Annotated in this window: 17 protein-coding genes and 1 riboswitch; of the genes, 1 reads left to right on the top strand and 16 read right to left on the bottom strand. The window is 53.6% G+C overall.

What is annotated here, in order from left to right; all coding sequences use genetic code 11:
- Positions 1-28: 28 nt before the first annotated feature.
- The 14 genes from NST44_RS11690 to metA form a co-directional block, all read right to left on the bottom strand.
- The gene (locus NST44_RS11690) at positions 29-1,474 is read right to left on the bottom strand and encodes a sensor histidine kinase (RefSeq protein ID WP_007127292.1); all 1,446 of its coding nucleotides are present in this window, start codon (positions 1,472-1,474) and stop codon (positions 29-31) included.
- 2 nt (positions 1,475-1,476) lie between these two features.
- On the bottom strand, positions 1,477-2,163 hold the full coding sequence (locus tag NST44_RS11685) for a response regulator transcription factor (protein WP_007127291.1): 687 nt from the start codon (positions 2,161-2,163) through the stop codon (positions 1,477-1,479).
- 131 nt (positions 2,164-2,294) lie between these two features.
- The gene (locus NST44_RS11680; protein ID WP_028403795.1) at positions 2,295-3,944 is read right to left on the bottom strand and encodes a S1C family serine protease; all 1,650 of its coding nucleotides are present in this window, start codon (positions 3,942-3,944) and stop codon (positions 2,295-2,297) included.
- Positions 3,945-4,091: 147 nt separating this feature from the next.
- Positions 4,092-4,751, bottom strand: coding sequence for a response regulator (locus NST44_RS11675; RefSeq protein ID WP_028403794.1), 660 nt, complete (start codon positions 4,749-4,751; stop codon positions 4,092-4,094).
- Entirely contained in the window at positions 4,751-5,851 is a 1,101-nt protein-coding gene (locus NST44_RS11670) for a sensor histidine kinase (RefSeq protein ID WP_007127288.1), read from the bottom strand. Before NST44_RS11670 ends, NST44_RS11675 begins: the two co-directional genes overlap by 1 nt.
- A 4-nt stretch (positions 5,852-5,855) precedes the next feature.
- A complete protein-coding gene (gene liaF / locus NST44_RS11665; protein WP_340899518.1) occupies positions 5,856-7,034 on the bottom strand; it encodes a cell wall-active antibiotics response protein LiaF in 1,179 nt (392 codons plus the stop codon).
- A gap of 316 nt (positions 7,035-7,350) precedes the next feature.
- Positions 7,351-7,554 carry a hypothetical protein gene (locus NST44_RS11660; protein ID WP_028403792.1) on the bottom strand — a complete coding sequence of 68 codons (204 nt, stop codon included), beginning with the start codon at positions 7,552-7,554 and terminating at the stop codon, positions 7,351-7,353.
- Between the two features lie 147 nt (positions 7,555-7,701).
- On the bottom strand, positions 7,702-8,250 hold the full coding sequence (locus NST44_RS11655) for a 3D domain-containing protein (RefSeq protein ID WP_340901434.1): 549 nt from the start codon (positions 8,248-8,250) through the stop codon (positions 7,702-7,704).
- Positions 8,251-8,594: 344 nt separating this feature from the next.
- The gene (gene thrS / locus NST44_RS11650; protein WP_007127284.1) at positions 8,595-10,532 is read right to left on the bottom strand and encodes a threonine--tRNA ligase; all 1,938 of its coding nucleotides are present in this window, start codon (positions 10,530-10,532) and stop codon (positions 8,595-8,597) included.
- 455 nt (positions 10,533-10,987) lie between these two features.
- The gene (locus NST44_RS11645; RefSeq protein ID WP_340899516.1) at positions 10,988-11,893 is read right to left on the bottom strand and encodes a putative sporulation protein YtxC; all 906 of its coding nucleotides are present in this window, start codon (positions 11,891-11,893) and stop codon (positions 10,988-10,990) included.
- Positions 11,894-12,096: 203 nt separating this feature from the next.
- Entirely contained in the window at positions 12,097-13,230 is a 1,134-nt protein-coding gene (mqnC, locus tag NST44_RS11640) for a cyclic dehypoxanthinyl futalosine synthase (protein WP_007127282.1), read from the bottom strand.
- A 196-nt stretch (positions 13,231-13,426) separates the two neighbouring features.
- On the bottom strand, positions 13,427-14,650 hold the full coding sequence (locus NST44_RS11635) for a trans-sulfuration enzyme family protein (protein ID WP_210094417.1): 1,224 nt from the start codon (positions 14,648-14,650) through the stop codon (positions 13,427-13,429).
- Positions 14,647-15,831, bottom strand: a complete 1,185-nt coding sequence (locus NST44_RS11630; RefSeq protein ID WP_028403787.1) for an aminotransferase class I/II-fold pyridoxal phosphate-dependent enzyme — start codon at positions 15,829-15,831, stop codon at positions 14,647-14,649. The genes NST44_RS11635 and NST44_RS11630 overlap by 4 nt, the downstream gene beginning before the upstream one ends.
- Before the next feature lie 23 nt (positions 15,832-15,854).
- The gene (metA, locus tag NST44_RS11625; protein ID WP_210094419.1) at positions 15,855-16,772 is read right to left on the bottom strand and encodes a homoserine O-acetyltransferase MetA; all 918 of its coding nucleotides are present in this window, start codon (positions 16,770-16,772) and stop codon (positions 15,855-15,857) included.
- A gap of 132 nt (positions 16,773-16,904) precedes the next feature.
- Positions 16,905-17,029, bottom strand: a riboswitch (SAM riboswitch).
- Between the two features lie 422 nt (positions 17,030-17,451).
- On the opposite strand from metA, the gene corA reads away from it, so the two are divergent.
- Complete coding sequence (gene corA / locus NST44_RS11620) at positions 17,452-18,387, top strand: magnesium/cobalt transporter CorA (protein ID WP_007127277.1); 936 nt, start codon at positions 17,452-17,454, stop codon at positions 18,385-18,387.
- A 187-nt stretch (positions 18,388-18,574) separates the two neighbouring features.
- On the opposite strand, the gene NST44_RS11615 is transcribed toward corA, so the two are convergent.
- The gene (locus NST44_RS11615) at positions 18,575-19,588 is read right to left on the bottom strand and encodes an HRDC domain-containing protein (protein ID WP_007127276.1); all 1,014 of its coding nucleotides are present in this window, start codon (positions 19,586-19,588) and stop codon (positions 18,575-18,577) included.
- 206 nt (positions 19,589-19,794) lie between these two features.
- Positions 19,795-20,676, bottom strand: a complete 882-nt coding sequence (locus NST44_RS11610; protein WP_007127275.1) for an ROK family protein — start codon at positions 20,674-20,676, stop codon at positions 19,795-19,797.
- Positions 20,677-20,723 lie beyond the last annotated feature (47 nt).

Genomic DNA, 20,723 nt, shown 5'->3' with positions numbered 1-20,723 from the left:
ATTCCTTAGGTTCATAGACCATTATACCCTATTCCAGGGGAGGAGCAAAGACGACCGGCAGCCATACAATGAACGTGCTGCCTTCCCCTCTGCGGGTAACGACCTCGACCGAGCCCTTGTGTTCATCGATGATCCACTTGGCAATCGAGAGCCCAAGGCCCGTTCCGGCGGTAACGCCTCTAGACTGGTCCGCGCGGTAGAATCGTTCGAAGATGAACGGCACCTCGTCCTTGTCCATCCCGATTCCGGTATCCGAAATCCTCAGACCGACCTGTCCCTTGTACAGAACGGCGTCCAGACTGACCTCACCTTCCGGCGTATACTTGAATGCATTTTCGATAAATATGAACAGCATCTGCTGCAAATAATCTTTGTTCCCCTCGACATACACCCCGTTAAGAACCGACAGCCGGCCGACGTGCCACTCTGCGGTCTTTTCCAGAAACTGTGCCCGCCGCGCAACCTCCTCAACGAGCGGCTGCAAAGGAATCGGCGACAGCTCGAAGGTCTGACCGGTATCCGCGCGGGCAAGAGACAGCATATCGTTCACGAGCCGGCTCATCCGTTTGGCCTCATCTGAGATGTCTCCAACCGCTTCGATCGAAATTTGCTTGATCATTTCATCGTCCATATCCATTCGTTCGCCTTGCTCCGCCGTCCACATCTTCTGCAGCAGGTCGACGTTGCCGCGGATCGTGGTCAGCGGGGTGCGGAGCTCATGGGAAGCGTCGGAGACGAAACGCCGCTGGGCGGCATAGGCGTCCTCCAGCTCCTTATAGAAGCCTTCGGTTCGCTCGAGCATCGCGTTAAAGGTGCCGATCAACTGTCCGATTTCGTCCTGCGGACCGTCGTACTCAATCCGGACGCTAAGGTCCGTTCCCTTCTGGATATGTTCTGCGGCCTCGGTCACTTTGCCGATCGGATTCATCGATTTACGCGCCAAGAACAGACCGAAGGTGGAAGCAATCACCAGCGTTGCGGCCGAACCCATGATCAGAATCGACTGGAGCCGGTCCAGCGTTTGGTCGATTAGCCTAGTATTGGCACCAATCTGAAGCCACAAGATGGTTTGATTAGGGTTTTTAAATAATGCTTTTTGATATACAAGAAAAGAGTTTCCGTTGATATTCATGCGTGTAAACTTATTGTCGTATTTTTTTATATTGTCGGCAGGAGGAATATCAAACTGAACCTCGCTAAAGATCATATTATCAGAGCGCCATGTCGGTCTTTCCGTAGTCGATGTCTGCATAAATAAATCAGCTGCTTCGAGCCGGTCGGCTGTATCACGACTAGGAAACACTTCATAGCCGTCGGTTCCAAGCTCCATCTCGCCTGATTGTTTGACAATCCTCTGTTTCAGTTCCTCATACGTGTACAAATGCACAAAGCCGTACACCGCTGAGCTGAATATCAGCAGCGTCACAAACAGAATTCCGGTATACCAAGCGGTCAGCCTTAAACGAATGGACATATTTAATTGTCACCTCTTAGAATGTAGCCAGCACCGCGGATCGTCTGGATCAGCCGCTTCCCTCCATGTTCCTCAGTCTTCTGCCGGAGCATGGCGATGTAGACCTCCAGCACATTGGATTCCCCGCTGTAATCGTAGCCCCATATTTTATCCATGATCAAATCGCGGGATAGCACCCGCTTCGGGTTCTGCATAAACAGATGGAGCAGCTCGAACTCCTTCGCGGTCAATTCCAGCCGCTGTCCCGCCCGGATGACCTCCCTGGCATCGGTGTCCATAACAAGGTCCTCGAAGGTCAGCCGCTGAGAGGCTGAGTCCTCCCCTGTTTTACGCCGCAAGAGCGCGCGCACGCGAGCGAGCAGCTCCTCCAGCGCAAACGGCTTGACCAAATAATCATCCGCGCCGGTATCGAGCCCCTTCACGCGGTTCTCGACTTCGTCTTTCGCGGTCAGCATCAGCACCGGCACCGTGCTGCCCCCTTCACGAAGCCTTCTCAGCGCTTCAAATCCATCGACTTGGGGCATCATGACATCCAGCACGACCACATCCGGATCTTCGCTCAAAATCAGCTTCAAGCCTTCGGCCCCGTTCGAGGCCGTCAACACATCATAACCTTCGAAGGCCAACCCTCTTCGAAGCATCGAAATAATTTTCTCATCATCATCCACGATTAAAATTCGGGACCGCATCGGCGACATCTCCTCTATCTGCTAGCATCTCAATTGTTACGTCATTTACAATCCATTATATCGGCCGGTCCAAGCACAAGACAAGCGGAAGGGAATCCACCCTTCCGCTTGTATCGCTTCTATGTCAGTGCTTACGGCTGCTGTTGCTGCTGCTGTTGAAGGGAAGCCTCAAACTCGTTTCTGTCCCCAATCGTCAGCGGCAGGTCGATTTTCTTGCCGTTGCGGTCGACGTTAAGCGTAATTTTATCGCCGACCTTCTTCGATTGAATGAATTCGACCAGATCGGTATGCGTCGGGTATTTCTCACCATCCACGCCAATGATGATGTCATATTGGCGAAGGTCGGCTTCATACGCCGGCGAGCGGAATACGACGCGATTGACGTAAGAGCCTTCGGTTACCTTCGAGCCAAGCTGCTGTGCAATTTGCGGCGTGACGGTTGCCAGCTCCGCTCCGATAAACGGTTCCGGCTCTTTCGGAACTTCCTGGTTGTTCTTCAGGTATTCCAGCACTTCCTTGATCGTGCTGGACGGAATCGCAAAGCCGATGCCCTGCGCTTCCGCGCTGACGGCCACGTTCATCCCGATCACTTCACCCTTCAGGTTCAAGAGCGGCCCGCCGGAGTTTCCCGGGTTGATCGAGGCGTCCGTCTGCAGCAGGTGCTGATAGTTGCGGTCCTCTTCCCCATTCGTTCCTGGAATATCGATTTCGCGCTCTTTGGAGCTTAACACGCCGGCGGTTACGGTATGATCGAACCCTTTCGGGTTGCCGATCGCCACCAGCCATTCGCCGACTTTCAGGGAATCGGAGTCGCCCAGCTTAACCGCCGGGAAGTTATCCCCTTCAATCTTCAGCACGGCCAGGTCGAGCTCGTAGCTGGAGCCGAGCAGCTTGGCTTCATACGGCTTCTTGGTGCCTTGAACCGTAACTTGAATGACGTCGGCGCCATGAATAACGTGCTCGTTCGTCAGGATGTAACCGGACTTATCGAATATGAAGCCGGAGCCGAGACCCGAAGGCACGAGCTGCTGATTGCCGCCATTACCGCTGTTTCCGCTATTGCCGCTGTCTTCCTGCTGACTGGACGGGCCCCCGCCGAAGAAATACCAGAATGGATCATTCAGACTCGGATTGGAGCTTTGCCCGCTGCGGCTGTTGACCAGCGTTTCGATCAAGACAACGGCAGGGCCGGCTTCATCCACGACAGCCGAAACGTCCCCTTGGTTGGTTGGAATCATCGCGGATGCCGTTGTCGCGCTGTCGTTGCCGTTACCGTTGCTATCGACAGGCGCCGCCGTTTCCTGAGACGGCTGTTCGGATGAGAAGGCCGCGTCCGGCGTGAACAGATTCGTCCGGTCTGCCGCAAACATCAGGCTCGAGATGACGATGACGCCTGCGAGAAAGGACAGCAGCACCGTTTTGACCGACGTTTTCGGCTTGGAGCTGTAGTTCCATTGCGTATTCCTTGTCACGGCGTCCGACGGTCCCCCGCTGCCGCCCTGTTGTCCGGCCGATTGCGATTGGGCATAGCCGGAAGACGGAATCGGCTTTACGGGCTGCGGTGCCGTAACCTCAACCTCTTGGGATTCCCGTCTCCGATACGGGCTTTCCTCGGTTGGCTCGTTGCCTCCCTCATTGGATAGGGACTGAAAGGGTCCGTACGAATAGTAGTATGAAGAGCTGCCCGAGGATGGCTCCTCTTGTCTGTTCGGCTCATTGCCGGGTTCGTTGTTCGCTCGCTCATCATCTGGATAGCCATATCGCTTTCTTGGATCGTCCATGGGTGTTTACCTCCTATTTGAATCGCCTGCTTCCAAGCGGTTTCATTGATTAACTGTCTTTATTGTGTACTATAAACCTTAATAGTACCTTAAAAACAATTAAAAGGCAGATAAAAACCTTATCAGACGGGATTTAGCTTCCCTCGCTTACGACGATTTGACCCAGCCCTTCCGGTGGGCATAAATCGCAAGCTGGGTCCGGTCCTCCAGCTCACACTTCATCAGCAGGTTGCTGACATGGGTTTTGACGGTTTTAATGCTGATATGCAGCTCCTCCCCGATCTCCTTGTTGCTCTTTCCTTCGGCGATGAGCAGCAGAACTTCCCGCTCTCTCTCGGTCAATCCGGACTCGTCTTCATTCACCATATGCCGCCGGATTCCCCGGGTCAACGCTTCCGAAACGTCCTTCGTCATGACCGGCATGCCCCTGAACGCCCCCTGAAGGGCATAGATCAGCTCATCGGCGGATACCGTCTTCAGCACATAGCTGACCGCGCCCGCCTCAATACACTCCACGACCAGATCATCTTCGAGAAAGCTGGTTAGAATGACGATCTTCTGCTCGGGAAACTCCGACATCACCGCCCGCGTCGTCTCCGCTCCGTTCATAACCGGCATCATTAAATCCATCAAAATCAGATCCGGTCTGGAGCTGTCATCCGCGCTGCGCAGCATGTCAATAACCTCTTGCCCGTTCGCCGCCTCGCCGATCACCTCAAAGCCGGGATCAAGCGACAAGTATGTTTTTAGCCCCATCCGCACCATATCATGATCATCAGCCAGCAGTACTCGAATTACACCACTCATTATTCTTCCGCTCCCCTTTCCAATGCGCCGGCGCCTGCCGGTACTTCCCGTTCCGTCTGATCCTTGCCGCTATCTTCATGTCCGTTCTCGTCTTCAAACAGAGGGATATTGACTCTAACAGTCGTACCTGCTCCCTTTTTGCTGATAATCTCGACCTGCCCGCCAAGCTTCTCCGCCCGCTCGCGCATGGTTGAAAGTCCATAAGAGCCCTGTCTTCCGGCAATCTCGTCGAATCCGACGCCATCATCGCTGATGCTGAGCACGACCCGTTTCTGATCTTCCCGCAGCGACATGCTGACAAGCCCCGCACCCGCGTGCTTGACAATGTTGGCAACCGCCTCCTGTATGATCAAGAACAGCTGGTGCTCGATCGCCTCCGACACGCCGCCGTACAGCTCCACGTCCTTCATGCCTTTTAGACCATTTTGACGACAGTAGTCGGGGAACCATTTCTCAAGCGCTTCCTCAAGCGTTCGACCCTCCAGCTCAACCGGGCGCAGCTGTGCAATCAATGCCCGCATTTGCTTCTGTGCGATGTGCGACATCTCGATAAGCTGTCCAAGCACCTGATCCCCATGCTCCGGGTTCCGCTTCAGTACGGCCGGCAGCGAGGAGGCCGACATGTGGATGGCGAAGAGCTGCTGGCTAACCGTATCATGCAGATCGCGCGCCATTCGGCGCCGCTCCTCCAGGACGGCGGCTTCAGCCGCGATTTCCTTCTCCATCACTTCCTGTTCGCCCAGCCGCTGCAGTATCTTTACCTTCTTCTCCAACGCCTCGATCATGCCGTTAAATTCATCATATACTCTGGAAAACGAACCATCCTCAATGACAGGCAGCCGAACCGTCAAATTGCCCTTCGCTGCCTGAAGCATATTTAGATGAAGAAGATCGAGCGGCCGCTGAATTCGCTGGCCTGCGATGTACCCGGCGATGCCCGAAAACAGAATGACACCGGCCGCGTAAACGAACCACAGCCGGTTATCTATTATATGTATAGAACCGGTTCGGTCCGCTGCATACAGGAATACAGCGACTCCGGCTCCAATCAGAAGGAAATTGACCATGATGATCCATTTTGTGTTCTTTAAAAATCCCATGGCGTTACCCTACCTTGTTCACTTTAACGTCACCGATAAAGACGCTGACATTGATTCGAATTTTCTTGCCCGCTTCCCTGTAATACGGGCTTTCCAGACTGGTGCTTCCCATAAACCCGCTCCGCTTCTCCTCCAGCACCTTCATATCGCCGATGAATGAGCTGGTCGATACATGGATCCCGACATCCGAGTCATTCGGAACGAACACTTTGACATCGCCGATGAATGCGGAGATATTGATTTTGGTTTCCCCGTAAGGGATCTGGGCTTTGGTTAAATCAAGCACCGTGTCGCCGATAAACTGGGAAATATTCGTCGGCTTGAGCTGAAAATAATCCTTGCCCATATGAACATCCCCGATAAAAGAGGACTTGTTCACCGTATCATGATTGGAATGTCCATGATGGTGTCCATAATGACCGTCATGGCCGTAACGGCCGTATGGGCCATGATCATTAGGGTCGTGCTCGTTTGGACCGTAAGCACTCCCGTATTGTGAATCCCGGCCATCCATACCGATATAATCCCGATATTTTCTGCGATCGTCCCGTTCACCGCCGTGTTCTTCATTCCGTTGATCCGCATGATGATTGCCCTGCCAGCGGTATCCCTTAACCGATTCGTTGTGCCTTGTCTTCCGTTCTGCTCCGCCGCCCATACCGCTCATGCGGCCCTTGTCGGTCTTGTCCATGCTGTCCTGCTTTCCGAATCTGCGCTCGAATTCCTCATCCAAAGAAGAATCCAACGGCTGTGCCTCCGGCGGCTCTGGCAGATCATGATAGCTCTCTCCCCGTGAGGAGGTGAAATCGTCAGGCTTGGGCGGGGACGGCGGCGGTGCTTGATGCTTCGGATTAAAAATCACCTGCAGACCGAATCCGATCAATATAAGCGGGATCGCGTATTTAATCAGATCGCCGAAGGAAAAGTCGACAACCCCCAAATTGCGGCCCAGGAAGTAGAAGCCGATGATCAGCGGAACGACGGCCCCCCACAGCCCTCCTCCGCGTGCATAAATCAAGCTCTGCAGTCCGAACCAAATGATGAACACCGGCCAGAAGGTTGAGAAAATATATCCGAGATCCACATCTACAATATTCATCTGATTGAGAAGAAACAATACACCGATCCCGATGAGCAGCAAACCGCTGCTGAGCTTGCTCCACCCTTTTCTACTCATGGTCATCCCCTTGCTTTCGTAGTTCTATTTGTAGCTTACCTACAGTGTACTACATGATGGGGGAAATCGGTTAGCGGCGCCGGGATGAAACTATTCTCGGTCTCGAGACCGAGGCGCTGGATATTTCTGGGCTTGTCATAAGAAAAACGTCTATCGACGTACTCTTAAAGAAGACTGACCGTTTAGCGTTAGTTTTTCTTGCGGTGCCGGGCAGCACATCTTCCGAAGATTATATACTATCTAGGATCTACAAAAAAAGACCTCCGCCTAGGCGAAGGTCTTTTTATCTGAACTCGAACGATCTACCATCAATAATGAATGGTTAGCGGTTCGTCGGGTGGTCGCCTGGCTGGTTCAGCTCACCAAACTCGGCGTCAAACTTCTCGTTCGGTTTTTTGTAGTTCTCCTGAACTTTAGCGTTCCCCTTAGGATTGCTCTTGATTCCGCTGGTATCTTCAGCGAACTCGGCGTTGAACTTTTCATTCGGAGTTTGGTAGTTCTCTTGCACTTTGTTCTTTTTAGGCACAATGTTCACCTCCCTGTTCTTATCGATACCTTCATCCTCTTCAGGGGTTCTTGCCCCCCGAAATGTAGTATGTGATGAACAGGGTGACCTTATTCTGAAATTCCGCGAGGTGAACTCCCGGCTCAAATCGATGTTTCGGAATGCTCTTTAGATCGCTTCCTCGAGCACCGAGGACGGCAGAAACCGGTACGTCTCGATCGCATTGCCAAACGTTCTCAGCATCTGCTCCGTACATTTGCCGCTGCCCTGCTTAATGACCTGAACCTCGACATCCTTCTTTCCCCACTCCTGGAACACCTGCTTGGTCGTAGCAAAATACAGGTCGATCTTCCGGCCTTTGATCGCCGATCCAATATCAGCGACGATCCCATAGCCGTAGCCCGGAATGTACAGGATGCTTCCGAGCGGAAACACATCCGGATCTGCCGCGATCGTAGACAGCGTATTTTTATCGCGCTTGACCTTAACGCCGGAATAGGTAATTCCGTATTGAGGGTGACCCGGTTTCTTGCCCGTCGATTCATATCCTGCCGTATAGCCTGTTGCCGTCACTTTTACCGTATGAAGCACCTGATCCTCCGGCGGTGCAAGCACCGGCATGGAGGATGCCCGCTTCTTGGCTGGCCCGGCTTTCTCCGGCGCCGCTTTGGGCAGATTAATATACCGGCTCAGATCGGATAAACCGGCGGCCCGCATGGCATAGAATACCGACAGATCGACGTACTCGGAACCCCCGACTTCCCCTCCCCTTGTATCTTCGATAATATGGCTGCTATCGACCCTGCTGTATGATTCGCTTAAAATGGTATTGTAGGCTTTCGCTGAAGATGTCCATGTGCTGAATATCATAGCTGACAGAACGGAACCGCAAAGAACCCTCTGCCATGTTTTCCATTTGATCATGTGAGTACCTCCCCCTTAATAGCGAGGGTTCCCACATCCCGAATGAAATATACATCATAACAGAGGGATCTGCAGTTTACGATTTATTGGATTGCGAGCTTCAGTCGTGCAAGCTGCAGTGCCGATTCAATCAGCGATTAGACAAGGCGCGTGTCGATCTCTTCCCGAAGCTTCGAGATGATTTCGCCGAGCGGCTGGGCGCCGATATCTCCCTCGCCCCGTTTGCGGACGGAAACCGCACCCGCATTTTTCTCATTCTCGCCTACAATGAACATGTAAGGAATTTTCTCAAGCTGTGCTTCCCGGATTTTGTAGCCGAGCTTCTCGTTGCGGAGGTCCGCTTCGACGGAAATGCCTGCCTGCTGCAGCTTCTCGGCCACTTCCTTCGCATAGTCCTCGAATGCGCCCGAAACCGGAATGACCTTCACCTGAACCGGGGACAGCCACAGTGGCAGCGCACCCGCAAAGTTCTCCAGCAGGAAGGCGGTAAAGCGCTCCATCGTGCTGATAATACCGCGATGGATAACGACAGGGCGATGCTTCTGGCCATCGTCGCCTACGTATTCGAGCTCGAAGCGTTCCGGAAGCAGGAAGTCCAGCTGGACGGTCGACAGCGTCTCTTCCTTGCCGAGCGCCGTCTTGATCTGCACATCAAGCTTCGGACCGTAGAAGGCCGCTTCGCCTTCAGCCTCGTAGAACGGCATATCCAGGCCCTCCACGACCTCGCGCAGCATGCGCTGGGACATTTCCCACATTTCGTCGTCTTGATAATATTTTTCGGTATCCTGCGGATCCCGGTAGGAGAGGCGGAAGCGGTAGTCTCTAATGCCGAAGTCCTTGTACACCGTCATGATCAGCTGAATGACGCGTGCGAACTCGTCCTTGATCTGGTCCGGGCGGCAGAAGATGTGGGAATCATTCAGCGTCATGGCCCGCACGCGATGAAGGCCGGTCAGCGCTCCCGACATTTCGTAACGGTGCATCATCCCAAGCTCCGCTACGCGAATCGGCAAATCCCGATAGCTGTGCATCCCGCTCTTGTAAACCATCATATGGTGCGGACAGTTCATCGGACGAAGCACAAGCTCCTCGTTGTCCATAGCCATCGTCGGGAACATATCCTCCTGATAGTGGTCCCAGTGTCCGGATGTTTTGTACAGCTCTACGTTACCGAGTACCGGCGTGTACACATGCTGATATCCGAGACGCTCCTCCATATCGACGATATAACGCTCCAGCGTCCGGCGAAGCTTGGCTCCGTTCGGCAGCCAAATCGGCAGTCCTTGTCCGACGAGCTGCGAGAAGGTAAACATCTCGAGCTCCTTACCCAGCTTGCGATGATCCCGCTTCTTGGCTTCCTCCAGCAGATGCAGATGCTCATCAAGCTGCGCTTTCTTCACGAAAGCCGTTCCGTATACGCGCTGCAGCATTTTATTCTTGCTGTCACCGCGCCAGTAAGCGCCCGCAACGCTCATCAGCTTGAACACCTTGATCTTGCCAGTAGATGGCACGTGCGGCCCGCGGCATAGATCGAAAAACTCGCCCTGCTCGTAGATCGTGATCACGCTGTCCTCCGGCAGAGCATTGATCAGCTCGAGCTTGTATGGGTCGCCCAGCTCACCGAAGATACGCAGCGCTTCCGCACGGCTGACTTCCTTGCGAACAATGGGAAGGTTCTCCTGGGTAATGCGCTCCATTTCCTTCTCAATCTTTTGCAGGTCCTCCGGATTCAGCGGCTCCTCAAGATCCATATCATAGTAGAAGCCGTCCTCGATCACAGGACCCACGCCAAGCTTTACTTCCTTCGCGCCGAACAGGCGCTTCGTTGCCTGGGCCAGCAGGTGGGCGGTGCTGTGGCGGATGACCTCCAGTCCTTCCGCGGAGTCTTGGGTTACGATTTCAATCAACGCCCCGTCCTGAAGCGGTGTCGATAAATCCACCAAAATCCCGTTCTGTTTGCCTGCAACCGCATTTTTCTTCAGCCCGCTGCTGATCGAAGCGGCAACATCCTCAATGCTGCTGCCCGCTTCGTACTCGCGGACGGAGCCGTCAGGTAATTTGATACTGATAGCCACCTTGCATTCCTCCTCCAAAATGATGTTTCTTTCACGTTCATTGACATTCTGCAGGACAGGCTCAATCCCGTGCGTGCCAGCTTTCATCCCCGTATAGCTAGGCTTAGGTGAAGGCTGTTCGCGGGCCTATAAATAACAAAAAACACCCGTCCCGCAAAGGGACGAGTGTTATACCCGTGGTTCCACCCTAATTCGATCGCTCCAGCCGTGCGCACACATTAGACTCGGAGGATCCTTCATCAGCATGAGGTAACGGTCATGACCCGGTGATGCCTACTAAGCCCGAAGGATGTTCGACAGCACAGCTACAAAGGGGTAAATCAATGGCATTCCGGAGGAAATTTCAGCCGATGTTTCCTCTCTCTGAAAGCGGTCTGGTCCGAATTGATTCATGTCTTTGTCAGAGCTTTTTACGTGAATTTATCAGTAATTATAATCCTGTCTCGCGCAAAACGTCAAGTCATCATCCGTCCGCTCCCGAGAAGCGCGCTGCATTCCGGACAGCTGCAGCATACCTCGGCGCGATTATCGAAGATATGGGCAAGGGTCACGATAACCGGAAGTTCCGGCTGCCTTGTATGAATGATCATCCGGGCAGGGGATACGGAAATCAGCGTGCTGACAACCATGTCCTCGATTTCCATCTCCTGATCCAGCCGCTCCATCACAAGCCCCTCCTCCCGAGGGCGCTCAATCGGCCGTAAATTGCCGTCCAGCAGGAGGAAATCCTCGTCTCCCTTATGAATAACATGGACCAGCGGCATTTTAGGCTCTTGAAAATAAACGAAATATTTCAGCAGGCTCACAAATTCCTCATACTGCTGATCCAGCATAAATTCATCTACGGCATACTCTGCCATCTCGCGGAGCTCCTCTTCATATCCTTGAAGCCGGAAGGTCATGAACCCGTCCAGATTCAGCTCCGGGCTCTCGAGCAGGCATTGATAAATGCCATCGGACAACTTACGCCTGCGGCTCCGCCAGAAGTCGCCCGAAGGACCTTCTTCCTTGGTCAACAGCATAAGAAACCATTGCAGAATCCGATCGGCCTCTTCCTCATCGTCAAACTCGAATTCCGAGAACATTAACCGTGCAGCAATCTCCTGCTCCTTCTCCTCGAGAATATAAGCCGTTACGGCTTCGGAGACTTGGCGCCGAAGGGTTTCGGCAGAGACTGTCCAAGATGACAGCGGGAGCTTGCCGGAGCAAGTCCAAATGACGCGGTCCTCGGAAGCGCTGAACGTGAATTTCAGCTGCTTGCATTGTTTATGTAACTCCTTCTGCTTGTCTGACAATATACGGTGAAACGCTCTTTTCTCGTCTTCGGTCCGTGCACTGACAGAAATGCTGAACAGTTCCATGGAATCACTCCTTTCGAATCCCTTTTCAGTATATGGGGACCCGCTCGGGGATATACGGAACACCTGCTTGGAAAAACAAGCAAGTCCAAGGAATATTTAAGCGCAGGAATGAATAAGGGCCGGGCGCTTACCGGCATGCAAAAAAAGCGGACCGGGGCTGTTCCCCGATCCGCTTCTCAAGCAAGACATCTAAGTATTTGGAATTAGTTCTGCATGACAAAATCGCGCTCTACGCTGCTGTTGTCCTCAAACACGCGGAGGATTTCATAGCGGGTGTTCCGCTGGGCCGGGATATTGCCGGTCTCGCGGATCAGCTTCAGAATCGACTCGATGTTAACCTTGTATACGGCACCGGCAGAAGAAACCACATTCTCCTCCATCATCGTGCTGCCAAAGTCGTTGCAACCGTAGCTAAGCGACAGCTTGCCGATCTCCGGTCCCATCGTTACCCAGGAGGATTGCAGGTTCGGCACATTATCGATGGCGAGGCGGCCGATCGCAACGGTCTTCAAGTAAGCCTCGGGCGTCTCTCGCTCGCGCTTCAGGTTCGTATTGTCAGGCTGGAAGGTAAATGGAATAAAAGCAAGGAAGCCCTTGGAATTCCAGCCGTTCTGAATGCACTCATCCTGCGCATCCCGCACGCGCAGCAAATGCAGCGCCCGCTCCTCCATCGTCTCGCCGAGACCGATGACCATCGTGGCCGTGGTGTTCATGCCGAGCCGGTGAGCCGTCTGCATGACATCCATCCATTGGCGCCAGGAGCCCTTCAAGCGGCTGACCTTCTTCCGGATCCGGTCATCCAGAATCTCGGCGCCGCCGCCGGGAAGCGAATCCAGTCCGGCATCGCGGAGCTCGCGTACGACCTCCTCCAGCGACAAGCCCGACACCTCGACCATCTTCATGATCTCCGCAGGCGAGAAGGAGTGCATCGTAATATTCGGGAACCGCTTCTTGATGTTGCGCAGAAGATCCGTGTAATAGCTGAACGGCAGATCCGGATTGGTTCCCCCCTGCATCAGGATCTCGGTTCCGTTAACGTCCTCGGTCTCCTGAATCTTCTGAAAGATCGTCTCGTCCGGCAGTACATATCCTTCCGACGAGCCCGGTCTCCGGTAAAAAGCACAGAAGCGGCAATAAACGTCGCAGACGTTCGTATAGTTGATATTTCGGCCGATGACAAATGTCGTGATCGGGTCTGGATGCAGACGCTTGGTCATCACATTCGCCGCATGCCCTATTTTCTCCACCTCATCGCTTTCAAACAGCGTTACAGTATCCTCAAGATTTAGTCTTTCACCGCGTAAAGCTTTATCCAAAATACGGTTTACCGCACTCATTTCTTGCAGCCTCCCTTATCCGAGAAAATGACAACTCAACAAAAATTTCAAAAACTTCGTCTTTTCATCCTACCACAATCCGGCAACAAAAACGACATCCCGCTGCGGGCGGGATGCCGAATAAAAATATGGAAATATTGTGAACGACCCAGTCGGAGCGCCATGTTCCATGGGATTTTATCGCCGTTCTTCTCGCTCAGTAGCGGCTGCCGGCAAGTGCCTGATCCAGATCGGCAATCAAATCATCCACATCCTCGAGTCCGACCGAGAAACGCAGCAGTCCATCCGTAATCCCCCGTTCATGACGAACCTGCTCCCCCATCGCCGCGTGGGACATCATGGCCGGATAGGACAGAATGCTCTCCACTGCTCCCAGGCTGACCGCTACCAGCGGCAGCTTCACTTGGTTCAGCACCTGCTTGGCCCGCTCTCCGGAACCGACGTCAAACGAGATGACGGCCCCATAGCCGCTCGATTGCTTCTCGTGAATCTCCCGACCCGGATGATTCAAGAGACCCGGATAGTAGACGCGCTCGATATCGCTTCTTCCTTGCAGCCATGCCGCCAGCTTGGCGGCACTCTCTTCGGAATGAGCCATCCGCGCGCCTAGCGTCTTCATTCCCCGCATGAGCAGCCACGAATCCTGAACGCCAAGCACCGTGCCGAGCCCGTTCTGCAGCTGCTTCAGCCGCCCAGCCAGCTCTTCCGTTCTGGCAACCGCCAGACCTGCGAGAACGTCGCTGTGTCCCCCCAGAAATTTGGTGGCGCTGTGAATGACGATATCAACGCCGAATTCGATCGGCCGCTGATAGTACGGGGTCATAAAGGTGTTATCCAGAAGCGTAAGCAGATCATGCTCCTTCGCCCAATCGGTCACTGCGCCGATATCGGTAATGTTCAGCGTCGGATTGGACGGCGTTTCCATATAGACCGCCTTGGTGTTCGGCTTAAGCGCCGCCTTCACCTGATCGAGATCGGTCATGTCCACGAAGGTGCTCTCAATGCCCATCCGGTTCAGGATGCTGGTTAATAGACGGTAGGTTCCTCCATACACATCCTCCGTGACGATCATATGATCGCCTGCCGAGAGCAGCATGAATGAACTGGAGATCGCTGCCATGCCGGAAGCGTAAGCGAATCCGCGAACACCGCCTTCGAGCAGCGCGATATAATCCTCAAGCGCTTGGCGGGTCGGATTGCCGGATCGGCTGTAATCATGAAGCGGAGGCTGGTAGATATCCTCGTGGTGAAAGGTCGATGCCTGATAGATCGGCACGCTTGACGCTCCGGTGGCCCGGTCGATCTCCCCGCCGAAATGAAGCAGCTTCGTCTCGAAGCGGAGCGATTCCGCTTCCCGTCCTTTCGGGCCGGAATGCTTTCGACCCTTCGCGTCTATGCGTACGCCTTTATCGATGCTCATCCCAGAACGCCTCCTTCCACCTCGGCCACAGCTGCGTTCAAGGCCTCATCCAGATCCGCGATCAGATCGTCCGCATGCTCGATGCCGACCGAGAAACGCAGCAGTCTCTCATCCACCCCGACGGCCTCGCGGATCTCCACCGGAATGTCTGCGTGCGTCTGCACCGCCGGATAAGTCATGAGCGATTCAACGCCCCCGAGGCTCTCCGCGAAGGCAATCAGCTTGATATGGCGCAAAACAGGCTCTACATAGCGGGCATCTTTCACTTTAAAGGAGAAGATGCCTGTATTTCCGCTGGACTGCCGGTGCTGAATCTCATAACCCGGGTGATCAGGCAGCGCAGGGTAGAACACCTCTGCGATTGCCGGATGAGTCGTAAGAAAGTTTGCGACTGCAGTCGCATTGCTTTCGTGCCGGTCCATGCGGAGCGCCAGCGTCTTCATGCCCCGCATCAGCTGATAAGAATCGGAAGGGCTTAGCACCGCTCCGATGGAATTGTGCAAAAAGGCGATTTCTTCGGACAGTTCCTTGCCTTTCGTTACGATTAGCCCTGCGAGCACATCGTTATGTCCGCCCAAATACTTGGTGGCGCTATGAATGACGATGTCCGCCCCAAGCTCTATCGGCCGCTGGAAATACGGTGTCAGCAGCGTGTTGTCTACAATCGTGATCAGTCCATGATGTCTGGCCCATGTACAGACCGCTTCAATATCCGTGATCATCATCAGCGGATTGGTCGGGGTCTCGATAAATACCGCCTTTGTATTCGGCTTTCGGGACTGCTCCAGCGCGTCCAGGTCATTCGTGTCGACATACGATGCGCTCACGCCGAACTTGGACATGATTCTGTCCAGCAGCCGATAGGTTCCGCCATACAGATCCAGAGATACGATCAGATGATCCCCTTGGCTGAACATGGCAAATATCGTCTGCAAGGCCGCCATGCCCGAGCTGCAGGCAAAGCCGGCATCGCCGGATTCCAATTCGGCAATCGAATCCTCCAGCACTTGCCGGGTTGGATTCTTCGTGCGGATATAATCAAAGCCCGTGCTTTGGCCAAGCTTCGGATGACGGTATGCGGTCGCCTGATAGATCGGGAACGTGACGGCTCCCGTCACCGGCTCATGCACCGATCCGATCTGCGCCAGCCGGCTCTCGATATTCAGCGGTTTTCTCTCCATTACAACTTCCTCCTTGGCGGCTTCTATATTTGTGGACCGATATCATATGGGGTTTCTTGATATACATAGTAATTGAGCCAATTCGTAAACAATAAGTTAGCATGGGCCCGCCAGATCGAAGGAGGGTTGCTGGTCGGATCGTCATTCGGATAATAATTGCGCGGCAGCGCAATATCCAATCCCTTCGCAACATCCCGGTCATATTCCCATTTCAAGGAGTCCGGATCATATTCCGAGTGGCCGGTGGCGAATATTTGTTTGCCGTCCCTGCTTGCTACCAGGTAGATGCCTGCCTCCTCGGACTCCGACAGAATGACCAGGTCATCGATGCCCGCAATGTCTTCGCGCCGGACCTCGGTGTGGCGGGAATGCGGAACGAAGAACATGTCGTCAAAGCCGCGGAGCAGCTTCGTACAGGGCTCGCTGACCGTATGGGAAAACACGCCGAAGCACTTCTCTTCCAAGCTGTATTTCGGCACGCCGTAATGGTAGTACAAGCCGGCCTGGGATGCCCAGCAAATATGCATGGTCGAGGTCACATGCGTCTTGCTCCACTCAAAAATTTCCGTGAGCTCCTGCCAGTAGTTGACCTCCTCGAATTCGAGCTGCTCCACCGGAGCGCCGGTGATAATCATGCCGTCAAACCGGCGATTCTTCACTTGCTCGAACGTTTTGTAGAACGACTTTAAATGCTCAGCCGATGTGTTCTTGGATACATGGGAGCTTGGGTGCAGCAATACAACATCGACTTGAAGCGGCGAGTTACCGATCAGCCTCAGCAGCTGGGTCTCCGTCGTTTCCTTCGTCGGCATGAGGTTCAGAATCGCAATCCGCAGCGGGCGGATATCCTGGTGAAAGGCATGACTCTCATCCATAACAAAAATGTTCTCTCCAGCCAGCACTTCTTTGGCCGGCAGGGCATCAGGGATTTTAATTGGCACCTTAAGCTCACTCCTTCAAAATATGTAGTGGTACATCCGCTGCAGCTTGAGTCAGAGCGCTTTGACTGTATAAACGCAAGAAGACCTTTCTCGGTCGAGAAAGGTCGTCGTATACATTACTACAATGCTCCTCTCTCATCTGCCAGGCTATACGGTCAATCATGAATCGTATATCCTGCAAGAATTAGCACCGTGCGATATTGCCGCCGGTTGCCGGGTTTCATAGGGCTAGTCCCTCCACCTGCTCTTGATAAGATTTCGCTGTATTTAGTTGTATGGTTATATTGATACTTACTTTATATCATCCGAATATTTTCGTCAAGCATCTTTTCAAGCGAGCCGTCACATTACACCCCTTTCTCAATACCCTGTATTAACGCCTTCTGTTTGACCCGATTACAGCTTGAAAGCTCCCAAACCCGGCGTTATACTAGACAAGTGCTATTTAGCCCCATGATGAAAGAGGTGAAACATGAAAATGGACGGTGACCCGAGCCAGAACGTGGAAGCGAAGGATGCACAACCGCATAGGACCAGGATCAGCTTACCGGCAGAGGGCAGCGTTATTTTTCATGCGCTTTTGTCATAGTTCTCTTAGGAGAAAATCAACAAAGCCCGTACACCGGCTAAGCTGATATCCTGTGCCTTTAATGTACGAATGAAGAAGGAGTGATATCAGATGAAAATCCGGTTGGTTGATGCGGGTGTATTTACCCCTGTTGACGATATCCAGATGACGCTGACGGCACCGGCCAGCGGCTTTTACTGGCTAGATGCGGATGTCGATGATTTAGCCGAGCTGCAGCCGCTTTTCTCCCTGCATGATCTTGCGGTGGAGGACTGCCTGAGCGAAGAGGAGCAGCGTCCGAAGATCGAAATATATGAAAACCACTATTTTATCGTTGTAAACAGCATCCGTTTTGATGACGAGGAGATTTTCCTCCGGGCCCTCAATATTTTCCTGGGCAGACATTTCATCATCACGGTCACGAAACAGAAAATTCACGAGCTGCGGACCGTCAAGCCCCTTCTATGGGAAGACGAGGTCAGCACGCCTGACCGTTTCCTCTACCTGCTGATCGACTTGGTCACGGACAACTACTTTTCGGTCGGCGACCGGATCGAAGCCCGGATCGAGAAGCTGGAGGAAGACATTCTTATTCATACCAAGAAGACGCATCTCAGCGAAATTATCGGCCTGCGAAGCGAGATTCTATGGCTGAAGAAGGTGCTGGGGCCGCAGAAGGAAGTTATCAATACGCTCAACAAAAAGGATCTTCGGCTGATCGACGATCAGCTGCAGAAATATTTCAGCGATATTTATGAGAATGCCGTGAAAATTTCGGAAACATTCGAAACCTACCGCGATTTGATGGGCAACCTGCGGGAAGCGTATCAGTCGAGTATTGCGAATCGTGCTAACGAAATCATGCGCGTATTTACCGCTATTACGACCATCTTCATCCCGCTTACGCTGATTACAGGCATCTATGGGATGAACTTCGACAATATGCCGGAACTGCATTGGGAATATTCGTATTACGTTGTGATCGGGGTCATGGTATTCGCCGGCCTGCTGATGTTTTATTTGTTCCGAAAAAAGGACTGGATTTAATTTCACCGCATATACAGCAGCTTGTTGTTAAAGAGGAGGCGTCCCATGAGATCATTAGATCTTGCGGGGCTCCTCTTTTTCTATGTGAAATGCTGCTTCCCTCGCAGCAATCGTTCATTAAAAAAACGGTCCCACAAGTAGAAGGTTCTACTCATGGGACAGCGCTACCCTGCAGTCTATTCTTGCTTCACCCCGCACTCGCTTGGCGGGATTCCTCTCTGCGGAAGCGGATCCGGATCAGGCGCAGCCGCTCATACAGCTTCTCCGTTCCGCCAACCTCCTCTCCCCCCTTCTCTTGGCCGTATACCCGCTGAAGAACCGGCTTAAGAAACGTATCGCCAAGCTCCTCAAAAGCCTTCCATACCGCTGCTTGCTCAGCATCCGGCACGGTGCACAGCTCGGCTTGCACCAGCTGTTCGGTGTCATAGCCTTCCTTCTCAAGCCCCTCCAGCTGCTCGATCAGATCGCGGCGGGACAGCGACGTTCGCTCTTCCAGCTGCTCCAGCGTCGCTCCCTCGGCAATGCCAAGCAGCATCGAGCGTCGGATCCGGTACCGCTCCAGCTCCTGCTTGTACTTCTCCTCCTTCTGCTTATACAACCAGGAGACGAACACATCCTCCGGGAGCTGGTGATAAACCCAGTCTAGCGGAAAGGTTGTCTTGCGCTTGATCTTCGCCGTGATCTCAAGCCACTCCGCCCCATGCTCGGAAGCTTTGGCAGGCCCGATTCCTGGAAGCTGCAGCAGCTCCTCCTCGCTCTGGGGAACGAACGCGCTGATGAGCCGCAGCACCCGGTTGCTGGCGATAAAGTACGGAGCCTTCCGCCCGGAAGCCGCCTTCCGGCGCCTCCAGGCGCACAGCTCGGTATACAGCTCCTCCGAGCCGTACAGCTCGCTGTAGCATTGAAGCTTCTGCATATGGAGGTTCCTGCCGCCGATCTCTCCGGTCTCGTTAAATATCCCTTCGATGATCGGACGATACCCCTCCGCCAGCTTTCTGGCCAAATGGTGACGGTATACGCAGAGCAGCTCATTCCACGAGCCTCCTTCATACCAATCGTCATCTGCGGCCTCGCCCTCCGGCTCGATGTCCCGCCAGCCAAGGCTCCAGACGCCCTCCTCCTCTCCGATCCACACCTGGGCGAAACTCGAATGCCCCTGCTCGTCCGTCCTGCTCATCTGATTCATGAACACAATTTGCATGTCCTGTCTACCTCCCGTTATCACATTCTTCAGTACAACCAAAGACAACGCAAAAAAGCACCCCTACTCCGCCGCAGCGTCGTTAAGGGTGCTTCCCGTTTCACTATGTTATACTGTTGGCTATATAGTACCATAATTTGTAACGGGAGCCAACAGATTTTATAAAGATCTATCCGTTTACCGTCACGAAGTCTTCGGGCTTTCTGTTACTTCTCGGCAAGAGCCAGCTTGGCAAGCGCGATGGCGCCGCACAGCCCCGCATTATCGCCCAGCTGCGGCGGCACGATAAACTGATCGATGTTCTCGCGCAGGCTAGGATGATGAACGTAGCCGGCCAGCAGCTCTTGAAGCTTGGTACGGATCATCGGAAACAGATGCTCCTGCTTCATGACGCCGCCGCCCATAACGATCCGCTGTGGAGAGAGAATCAGCACATAATTCATCAGTGCTTGAGCCAGATAGTACGCTTCCATCTCCCAAGCCGGATGGTCCGGTGTCAGTTCCGCCCCCGGAACCCCCCAGCGTTTGCCGAGCGAAGGTCCTGCAGCAAGTCCCTCCAGGCAGTCTGCATGGTACGGGCATGTGCCTTCATAACGATCCTCCGGATGGCGGCGGACATAGATGTGACCCATTTCCGGATGGGACAAGCCGTGGATCAGCTCGCCGGATACAACAGCGCCTGCTCCCACACCCGTGCCGATCGTAATGTACAGGCAGCTGTCCAAGCCTTGAGCAGCTCCCCAAGTATATTCACCAAGCGCGGCCCCGTTAACGTCCGTGTCAAAGCCGATCGGAACCCCGAACCGCTCCTCCAGTGCTTTTACGATGTTATAGTTGCTCCAATGCGGCTTAGGCGTCGTCGTAATGCAGCCATATGTAGGACTGCCCTTCACCGGATCGATCGGACCGAACGAACCTACGCCGATCGCTTCAATATCCTTATCCGCAAAAAAGCTGAAGACGTTCGCCATCGTCTCCTCAGGGGTTGTTGTCGGGAAGCTTACCCGTTCCACGACCGTACCGTCCGCAGTTCCAACTCCGCAAACGAACTTCGTTCCTCCTGCCTCAATAGCTCCAAGTAAACTCATGCTACTCATCCTCTCCACGTGTGCTCTCTTTCTCTTGGGTTGTTAAA

It is taken from the genome of Paenibacillus sp. FSL W8-0919 (assembly GCF_038003785.1).
GTDB classification, from domain to species: Bacteria; Bacillota; Bacilli; order Paenibacillales; family Paenibacillaceae; genus Paenibacillus_AQ; species Paenibacillus_AQ lactis.
The sequence above is the reverse complement of the archived record's forward strand: the minus strand, read 5'-3'. Positions and strand labels throughout refer to the sequence as shown.

Excerpts from the sequence above, each read along its gene's own strand:
- NST44_RS11690 (WP_007127292.1), bottom strand. The coding sequence starts at position 1,474 with ATGTCCATTCGTTTAAGGCTGACCGCTTGGTATACCGGAATTCTGTTT.
- NST44_RS11685 (WP_007127291.1), bottom strand. The coding sequence starts at position 2,163 with ATGCGGTCCCGAATTTTAATCGTGGATGATGATGAGAAAATTATTTCG.
- NST44_RS11680 (WP_028403795.1), bottom strand. The coding sequence starts at position 3,944 with ATGGACGATCCAAGAAAGCGATATGGCTATCCAGATGATGAGCGAGCG.
- NST44_RS11675 (WP_028403794.1), bottom strand. The coding sequence starts at position 4,751 with ATGAGTGGTGTAATTCGAGTACTGCTGGCTGATGATCATGATATGGTG.
- NST44_RS11670 (WP_007127288.1), bottom strand. The coding sequence starts at position 5,851 with ATGGGATTTTTAAAGAACACAAAATGGATCATCATGGTCAATTTCCTT.
- liaF (WP_340899518.1), bottom strand. The coding sequence starts at position 7,034 with ATGACCATGAGTAGAAAAGGGTGGAGCAAGCTCAGCAGCGGTTTGCTG.
- NST44_RS11655 (WP_340901434.1), bottom strand. The coding sequence starts at position 8,250 with ATGCGGGCCGCCGGTTTATCCGATCTGAGCCGGTATATTAATCTGCCC.
- NST44_RS11645 (WP_340899516.1), bottom strand. The coding sequence starts at position 11,893 with ATGGAACTGTTCAGCATTTCTGTCAGTGCACGGACCGAAGACGAGAAA.
- mqnC (WP_007127282.1), bottom strand. The coding sequence starts at position 13,230 with ATGAGTGCGGTAAACCGTATTTTGGATAAAGCTTTACGCGGTGAAAGA.
- NST44_RS11635 (WP_210094417.1), bottom strand. The coding sequence starts at position 14,650 with ATGAGCATCGATAAAGGCGTACGCATAGACGCGAAGGGTCGAAAGCAT.
- NST44_RS11630 (WP_028403787.1), bottom strand. The coding sequence starts at position 15,831 with ATGGAGAGAAAACCGCTGAATATCGAGAGCCGGCTGGCGCAGATCGGA.
- corA (WP_007127277.1), top strand. The coding sequence starts at position 17,452 with ATGAAAATCCGGTTGGTTGATGCGGGTGTATTTACCCCTGTTGACGAT.
- NST44_RS11615 (WP_007127276.1), bottom strand. The coding sequence starts at position 19,588 with ATGCAAATTGTGTTCATGAATCAGATGAGCAGGACGGACGAGCAGGGG.
- NST44_RS11610 (WP_007127275.1), bottom strand. The coding sequence starts at position 20,676 with ATGAGTTTACTTGGAGCTATTGAGGCAGGAGGAACGAAGTTCGTTTGC.